5 protein-coding genes are annotated in these 7,918 nt (G+C 60.6%); 3 read left to right on the forward strand and 2 right to left on the reverse strand.

Translation table 11 applies throughout. The annotated features are described in order from the left end of the window. Positions 1-23 precede the first annotated feature (23 nt). Both WB402_RS09015 and WB402_RS09020 read right to left on the reverse strand, forming a co-directional pair. Complete coding sequence (locus tag WB402_RS09015) at positions 24-2,162, reverse strand: nitric oxide reductase activation protein NorD (protein ID WP_424207054.1); 2,139 nt, start codon at positions 2,160-2,162, stop codon at positions 24-26. A 75-nt stretch (positions 2,163-2,237) separates the two neighbouring features. Beyond that, positions 2,238-3,071, reverse strand: coding sequence for a CbbQ/NirQ/NorQ/GpvN family protein (locus WB402_RS09020; protein WP_424207056.1), 834 nt, complete (start codon positions 3,069-3,071; stop codon positions 2,238-2,240). A 380-nt stretch (positions 3,072-3,451) separates the two neighbouring features. Between WB402_RS09020 and WB402_RS09025 the strand changes: the two genes are divergently transcribed. The 3 genes from WB402_RS09025 to WB402_RS09035 all read left to right on the forward strand — a co-directional run bounded on the left by WB402_RS09025 (position 3,452) and on the right by WB402_RS09035 (position 7,873). Next, positions 3,452-4,738, forward strand: a complete 1,287-nt coding sequence (locus WB402_RS09025; protein WP_424207058.1) for a CoB--CoM heterodisulfide reductase iron-sulfur subunit A family protein — start codon at positions 3,452-3,454, stop codon at positions 4,736-4,738. 143 nt (positions 4,739-4,881) lie between these two features. Continuing rightward, entirely contained in the window at positions 4,882-7,146 is a 2,265-nt protein-coding gene (locus WB402_RS09030) for a hydrogenase iron-sulfur subunit (protein WP_424207060.1), read from the forward strand. 103 nt (positions 7,147-7,249) lie between these two features. Continuing rightward, positions 7,250-7,873: a 4Fe-4S dicluster domain-containing protein gene (locus WB402_RS09035; RefSeq protein WP_424207062.1), complete on the forward strand. Its 624-nt coding sequence runs from the start codon at positions 7,250-7,252 to the stop codon at positions 7,871-7,873. Positions 7,874-7,918 lie beyond the last annotated feature (45 nt).

Below are 7,918 nucleotides of genomic sequence, written 5' to 3' on the forward strand. Positions count from 1 at the left end.
AACATGTTCCAGAAAGCAGGGGACTACAGCGTCAGTCGCCGATAGATATCCGAAACCTTCAGCGGTAGCTTGCGCACTTCGTCCACCAGCACCCAGTTCACCGCGCCGTACATGTGCGGCAGGTAATCGCGCGCGGCTTCGTCGATGGTGATGCAGAATGGATGGATGCCGGCGCGCTTGGCCTCGATCAGGCTCATGCGCGTGTCCTCGATGCCGTACTCGCCGCGGTAGCCGTCGTAGTCGTCGGGTTTGCCGTCGGAGAGCGTGATTAACAATTTGGTGCGGGCTTCGACGTCGTTTAGCAGTTTCGTCAAATGACGGATGGTCACGCCCATGCGTGTGTAATCCTGCGGGCGGATGCCGGCGATGCGTCGGCGTACTTCATCGCTGTATATTTCATCGAAGCGTTTGATACGGTACAGCTCGCAGCGCTTGCGCGTCATGCCGGAGAAGCCGTAGATCGCATAACGGTCGCCAAGGATTTCCAGCGCTTCGCACAACAGCACCAGTGATTCGCGCTCGGCGTCGTTGATCCAACCCTTGGTCGAGCCGCTCATGTCGACCATGAACATCACCGCGATATCGCGCTCGAACTTGTGCAACTTCGTGAACAGCCGCTCGGAGAGTTCCATGCCGCTTTGCATGTCGGCCCGTGCTTCGACGAGCGCGTCGAAATCGATGTCATCCCCGTTCATCTGTTTCTTGAGCAGCTTGTTTTCCCCGCGCAGTGCCTCGAAGGTCTTGCGCAGCGCCGGCAATACGCCGTGATACTTGCGCAGTGTGCGAGCCACGAATGGATCGTTGTCCGGATGCACGTCGAGTTCGCGCAGCACGCACCAGTGTTTGCGATAATGATTGCGTCGGTGATCCCACTCGTTGTAGAGAAACGCGCCTTCCTCGTGATAAGTGCCCTTCCACACGTCCTCCGGACGTTTTTCCTCCGCGGCCTGGCGGTAACCGCCGGAGCCCGCCGCCACCAGATAGTCTTCCGGAATATGCCCCAGGTCCTGAACGATGGAACCCATCAGGCCGCGCACATCGGCCGGCGGCTGTATCGGCTGGCCGTCGATGCTGAGCGCGAAAATGAATTGTCCCGGGTGATCCGGATCGGAAATCGTCTCGACGCGGTAGCGCCGCGAATTCGAAGTCGTGGCGGTCTCCGTCCCGGCCCGGTTGTCGGCAGCCTCATCGCCGACCTGGCTCAGCGCCTGGCGGAACAGTTCCTTTTCCCGCGCGATGCGTTCTTGCATGACCTGCTGGGCGCGTTCGGCCAACAACAAGCCTTGATAGCAGAAACAATGTGGTACTTCAGTGCCGTGAAGCCGTGTCAGCCACGCGCGCGTATCCGAGACCGTGGCGCCGGGTTCTTGCAGCCGTGCGATGGCCGCGTCCCAGGAGGCCGGGTAAAGCACATCGCTGGCGAGCCGCTGGATTTCCCGCATGTCCCGGTACAGCCCGGGAAGCTCGCGCGCCAGACAGGCGTTGAGCCGCGCGGTCTCGAGCGCGTGAAACCGACGCGCCGCCGTATCCGGTGCGTCGAAGCTCGCGAGCCACTCGGCCAGCGGCGGTTCCCCGTCCGGCACGCGAAACGTCCCGTACCAGGTCTGGGCCCACAGGTAGGCAGCCATGATCTTGTAGAGACGGAAGTTATCCTGACGTGCGGCGAAACCGCTGAGCCGCTCGGGCAGGAACAACGTGGCCGTATCGGTCCCGGACTCTGCGGCGGCCTCGATCTTGAGCGGCCGTCCGGCCAGCCCCTGGATGAACAGTTCCAGCACGTGGTGGATTTCATCCAGCGCCACGCTGCGATCCGTCTCCGCCGCCTCGGCGGCGAAGGATTGCACCTGACCGAAGGCGGTGCAGCCCGGATACAATCCCTGTTTGTCGTACACGTCCATGGCGTGGATGATCCACGCCTCGATCGTCGGCGCGGACATGAGGCGAAACGCCTCGGGCGCGCGCGCCGCGAACTGATACGCCATCTCGGCGTTGGTTTTGGCGATGATGTCCACCCAGCGCAGCACGAAATCCTGCTGCGCGCGCTCGAATTCCGCGAGCGCCTTGGCGAGCGCCGTCGCGGTGCGGCGCGAGGACAGCACCGGGTCGAGCGACTCGTCGAGTTTTACTTCGAGTTCGGCGGCGGTGAGTGGTTGGGTATTCATTTAAGAAGTTTCACCGCCCAGGACGTCAAGAAATGGATGGGCTTGGAATTTCCCGCCCTTGGCGGTTCAAAATCATTAAAACAGCGACGCGCTGAGTTCGTTGACCGCGGCGATCATCTCGGGATCGTCGGTAAGCGCCTCAGCGATCGCGGTGCGGCAGGCGGCGCGCGGGGCGATGCCCGCGCTCATCAGCTTGCCGGCGTGCACCAGCAGCCGCGTGCTCGCGCCTTCGTCGAGACCGCTGCCCTTCAGGTTGCGCGTCATGGTGGCGAATTTCACCAGCCGCTCGGCCATGGCCTCGTCCACGCCGGTCTCGCGCCGGACGATTTTCTTCTCGAGCGTCGCCGCGGGGTAATTGAATTCGATGGCGACGAAGCGCTGGCGCGTGCTCTGCTTCAGGTCCTTGAGCACGCTCTGGTAGCCGGGATTGTAGGAAATGGCGAGACAGAACTCGGGGCCGGCGGTCAGCAGCTCGCCGGTTTTCTCGACCGGCAGCACGCGCCGGTCGTCGGCGAGTGGATGGATGACCACGGTGGTGTCCTTGCGCGCCTCGACGATCTCGTCGAGATAGAGGATGGCCCCGATGCGCACGGCGCGCGCCATCGGCCCGTCGACCCACACGGTTTCATTGGCGGTGATGAGATAGCGGCCGACGAGATCGGTGGCGGTGAGATCGTCATGGCATGACACGGTGATGAGCGGGCGCTTCAGGCGCCAGGCCATGTGCTGCATGAAACGCGTCTTGCCGCAGCCGGTGGGGCCCTTCAGGAGCAGCGGCAGTTTCTGCCGGAACGCCGCCTCGAACACCGCCACCTCCTCGCCGACCGGCTCGTAGTAAGGCTCATCTTTTATGAGGTATTCCTCGGCCTTGCTGGCGCGCGACGGGGCGGATTTTTTTGATACTGACATGGGTCGCATGGCTATCCGTTAATCGTTGAGCGGCCCAGTATGCCAAAATAGCTTGCCGGCACAAGAAAGATATTGACGCTCACGGCGGGCATGCTGAAAATGAGTCAGATAGCGCGTCCGTTTCGTAGGCGGATTCCCGCTTTATATATAAGCGTTCTATCTGCGCATACGAAATTTCAATCCAGTTATACTGCCTGGCTTATGGCACCCCGATCGATTGCGGGGTATTGTTGCCATCCCGTAATTCCGGCGGTAAGTAATTCTGAATAAATCCGCGGTGGAGGCATCGGTCTTATGACAAGACGAACGAGCGGAGCGAGCAGGGACTACAGATTTCATGACAGAACTAACAAACGAGCGAAGCGAGTAGGGCTATCTTTATGACGGATATTGTCGCGACGAACGAGACTATATTGGTGGTCGGCGGGGGCATCAGCGGCATGACCGCGGCCCTCGAAGCCGCTGAGTGTGGCAAAGACGTAGTGCTGGTGGAAAAAACCCCGAGCCTCGGCGGCCGGGTCAGCCAACTCTATAAATATTTTCCCAAGCTGTGCCATCCCACGTGCGGGCTGGAGATCAATCTCAAGCGCCTCAAGGCGAACAAGCGCATCCGCGTGCTGACGCTGGCCGAGGTAAGCGCACTTGCCGGCAAGCCCGGCGACTATACCGCCAGCATCAAAATATCGCCGCGTTACGTGAACGAAAACTGCACCGCCTGCGGTGAATGCGGAACAGCCGTGAGCGCGGAAATTTCGAATCCGTTCAATTACAACATGGACAAAATCAAGGCGGCGTACCTGCCGTTTTCCATGGCCTATCCGCAGCGCTACGTGATCGACCCCTCGATCATCGGCACGCCGGACGCCGAGAAGGCGAAGGGCGCGTGCAAGTACAACGCCGTCGATCTCGGCATGAAGGAAGAGACGGTCCAGCTCAAGGTCGGCGCGGTGGTCTGGGCCACCGGCTGGAAGCCGTACGATGCGAACAAGATCCAGCCCTACGGTTACGACCGTTACAAGAACGTAATCACGAGCGTGGAATTCGAGCGCATGCTCGACCCGTTCGGTCCGACCGCCGGCAAGCTGATGCGGCCTTCCGACGGGAAGGAAGCGAAGAACGTCGCCTTCATTCAGTGCGCCGGCTCGCGCGACCGCAATCATTTGAAACACTGCTCGCGCATCTGCTGCATGGCCTCGCTTAAGCAGACCACCTACGTGCGCGAGAAATTCGGTGACGACGCCAATGTGTCGATCTACTACATCGACATCCGCGCCATCGACCGCCTCGAGGACTTCTACAAGAAGGTCCAGGCCGATCCCAAAGTAAAGTTTATCAAGTCCAAGGTGGCGAACATCACCGAGGACAAGGCGTCGGGCGACCCCATCCTGCACGGTGTGGACACCGAGGGCTATCACCGTTACGACAACAAGCATGACCTCGTGGTGCTCGCGATTGGCATGGAGCCGAGCGTGGACGCCAGCAAGATCATGAAGGGCGTGGCCGCGGACGTGAGCGGCTTTATCGATATCAACGCGACCACCGAAGCGGTGTTCGGCGCCGGCTGTGCGTCCAACGCGCTCGACGTCAACCGCTCGGTGCAAAGCGCCACGGCCGGTGCGCTGCGGGCGATTCAAGTGATTAACCGCGTATCCAGGGCGGAGGCTTGAATGACGGCTCTGCAAAACAAGAAGTTTGGCTTCAGACGAGGCGCGGCGCTGCCGAGCAGCGCAGCATACACGCCAGTATGTGAGCAGCGCAGGCGAGCCGCAACGAAGTATCGAGACAAAATTCGCAGTTTTGGAGAGACGTCATGGCGGACATGAAAGTTGCTGCTTACATCTGCAAGGGCTGCGGCATCGGCGAGCGCCTCGACACCGCGCAGCTGGCGATGATCGCCCAGAAAGAGGGTAAAGCACAGGTCGTGCGCGAACACGAATTCCTGTGCAACGCCAGCGGCGTGGAAATGATCAAAAACGACATCGCCAACGAAGGTGTGAACCATGTGGTGATTGCCGCCTGCTCGCGCCGCGCCAAGGCCGAGACCTTCAATTTTGAAAATGTCGCGATCTCGCGCGCCAACCTGCGCGAGGGCGTGATCTGGGCCACGCCCGCCGACGAAGACAAGAAAGAGATCGTGCAGGAAATGGCGGCGGATTACGTGCGCATGGGCTGCGCCGAATCGATCAAGATGCTGATACCGCGTACCAATCCCAACCTCGGCCACAACAAGCGCATCCTGGTGGTTGGTGGCGGTATCTCCGGCATGACCGCGGCGATCGAGTCTGCCAAGACCGGCTACGACGTACTGCTGGTGGAGAAAACCGGCAGCCTCGGCGGCTGGGCGGCAAAACTGCACAAGCGCGTACCGTCCCGCGAGCCTTACACCGAACCGGCCGACACCGGCATCGCCGAGCTCACCAAGCAGATCGAGTCGGACAAGCACATCAAGGTGTTCCTGAATTCGACCCTCAGCAAGACCAGCGGCTCGCCCGGTCAGTTCAGCGTTGACATCTCCACCGAGTCCGGCAGCACCGCCACCGAAAACGTCGGCGGCATCATCATGGCCTCGGGCTTCACGCCGTACGACATGAACAAATTGCCGTACCTGGGCGCGGGCAAGAGCAAAGACGTGGTTGATCAACTTGGTTTGGAAGCGCTGGCGAAGGCCGCAAAGGGCGGAGCGATCAAACGGCCGTCCGACGGCAAGGAAGTGAAGAGCGTCGTTTTCGTGCAATGCGCCGGCCAGCGTTCCGACAAGGAAGGCGAACTGCCGTACTGCTCCGGTCATTGCTGCAACACCTCGATCAAGCAGGCGATGTATTTCAAGAATCAGAACCCGGACATCGACACCAACGTCATTTACACCGATCTGCGCACGCCGGGCAACGGCGAGGATTTCTACCGCAGCGCCCAGAAGAAGGGAGTGACTTTCACCAAGGGTAAAGTGGGCGAAGTCGTTCCCGGTTCCGAGTTGCAGGTCAAGTTCAAGGATCTGATCCTGAATGACGATGCCGTGGCCAAAGCCGACCTCGTGGTATTGGCGACCGGCCAGGTGGCCAATTCCGGTATCGATATGGAGGCGCAGTTGTTGGCGGAAGCCGCGGAGCGTGACGACGCCAAGAAGGCCAAGGATGCCGGAGAAGCGGTCGCGGAGCATCAGGAAAAGCCCAAGGGGGTTTCCATTCTCAACCTGACTTACCGTCAGGGGCCGGATCTGCCGCACCTCAAGTACGGCTTCAACGATTCGCACTTCATCTGTTTCCCGTACGAAACGCGCCGTACCGGCATCTATTCCTGCGGTCCGGTGCGCCGTCCGATGGACATCGCGCAGGCGATCGAGGACGCGACCGGCGCCGCGCTCAAGGCGATCCAGGCGGTGGAAAACGCCGCCCTCGGCCGTGCCGCGCATCCGCGCTCGGGCGATTTGTCCTTCCCCGAGTTCCGGCGCGAGGGCTGCACCCAGTGCAAGCGTTGTACCGTAGAGTGCCCGTTCGGCGCCATTGACGAAGACGAAGCACGTTACCCGGTGTTCAACGAATCCCGCTGCCGCCGCTGCGGCACCTGCATGGGCGCCTGCCCGGTACGCGTGATCTCATTCGAGAACTACTCGGTGGATACGGTGGGCTCGCAGATCAAGGGCGTGGACATGCCCGACCAGTTCTCCGAGAAACCGCGCATCCTGGTGCTGGCCTGCGAGAACGACGCCTATCCGGCGCTCGACATGGCGACCATGAACCACATCCAGTACAGCGCCTTCACGCGTATCATCCCGGTGCGCTGCCTGGGTTCGATCAACACCATCTGGGTGACGGATGCGCTCAACAGTGGCTATGACGGCGTGATCCTGATGGGCTGTCAGAAGGGCGAGAACTACCAGTGCCACTTCGTGAAGGGCTCGGAGATTGCGCACGTGCGCATGAGCAAGATCGACGACACGTTGAAGCAGCTGTCGCTGGAAGTAGAGCGCGTGAAGACCTACGAGGTGGCGATCACCGACATTCAGCGCGCACCCGCCCTCATCAACGAGATGGCCGAGACGATCCAGAAGATCGGCATGAGTCCGCTTAAGTTTTAGCGGTTAGGATTTGTTGCCCTCTCCCCTTGCCCTCTCCCGCATGCGGGAGAGGGGGAGTAGGAAAAGATAGATATATTGGACAGGTTCTAACGAGGAACCCTTAATGACTGATCTAAATAAAGTGATGGTGGAGAAGTACCGCAACGACTTCCTCAAGGAGGTCGAGGCGAACGTCGAGGGGGGCAGCTGGGTCAAGATGTGCATGCAGTGCGGCGTGTGCTCGGGATCCTGCCCGCTCGGGACGGCCTGGGAACACCCGCCGCAGGAAATCTTCATGATGATCCGCGCCGGCAAGCGCGACGAGGTCCTGAAAAGCGAGTCCATGTGGATGTGCACCTCGTGCTACAACTGCATCGTGCGCTGCCCGCGCGAGCTCCCGATCACCCACATCATGCACGGCCTGGCGAACTACGCGCACCGGATCGGCATTGCGCCCAAGATGAATCCGACACGGCGCTTCGCCAAGCTGTTTTGGCAGAATATCACCAGTGGCGGGCGGGTGAATGAACTGAAGCTTTCCGTCGGCTTGTATTTCATGGATGGTTTTGCCCCCGGCATCAAGAAAGGCCTGGAGATGCTGCCGGTGGGGCTCGGCATGCTCAAGACCGGCCGTCTGAACCCCTTCGGCTTTTTCAGCGGCGGCAAATGCAAGGGCGCCGGCGACATCCGCAAGATGATCAAGAAAGCGAAAGAGATCGAAGACAAGCGCAAAGGTTTTGCGGTGTAGAGGGTGAGCCGGAAACGGGCAAACACACTTAACGTGTGTTTGCCC

Source organism: Sulfuricaulis sp. (genome assembly GCF_049587675.1).
Taxonomy (GTDB): Bacteria; Pseudomonadota; Gammaproteobacteria; order Acidiferrobacterales; family Sulfurifustaceae; genus Sulfuricaulis.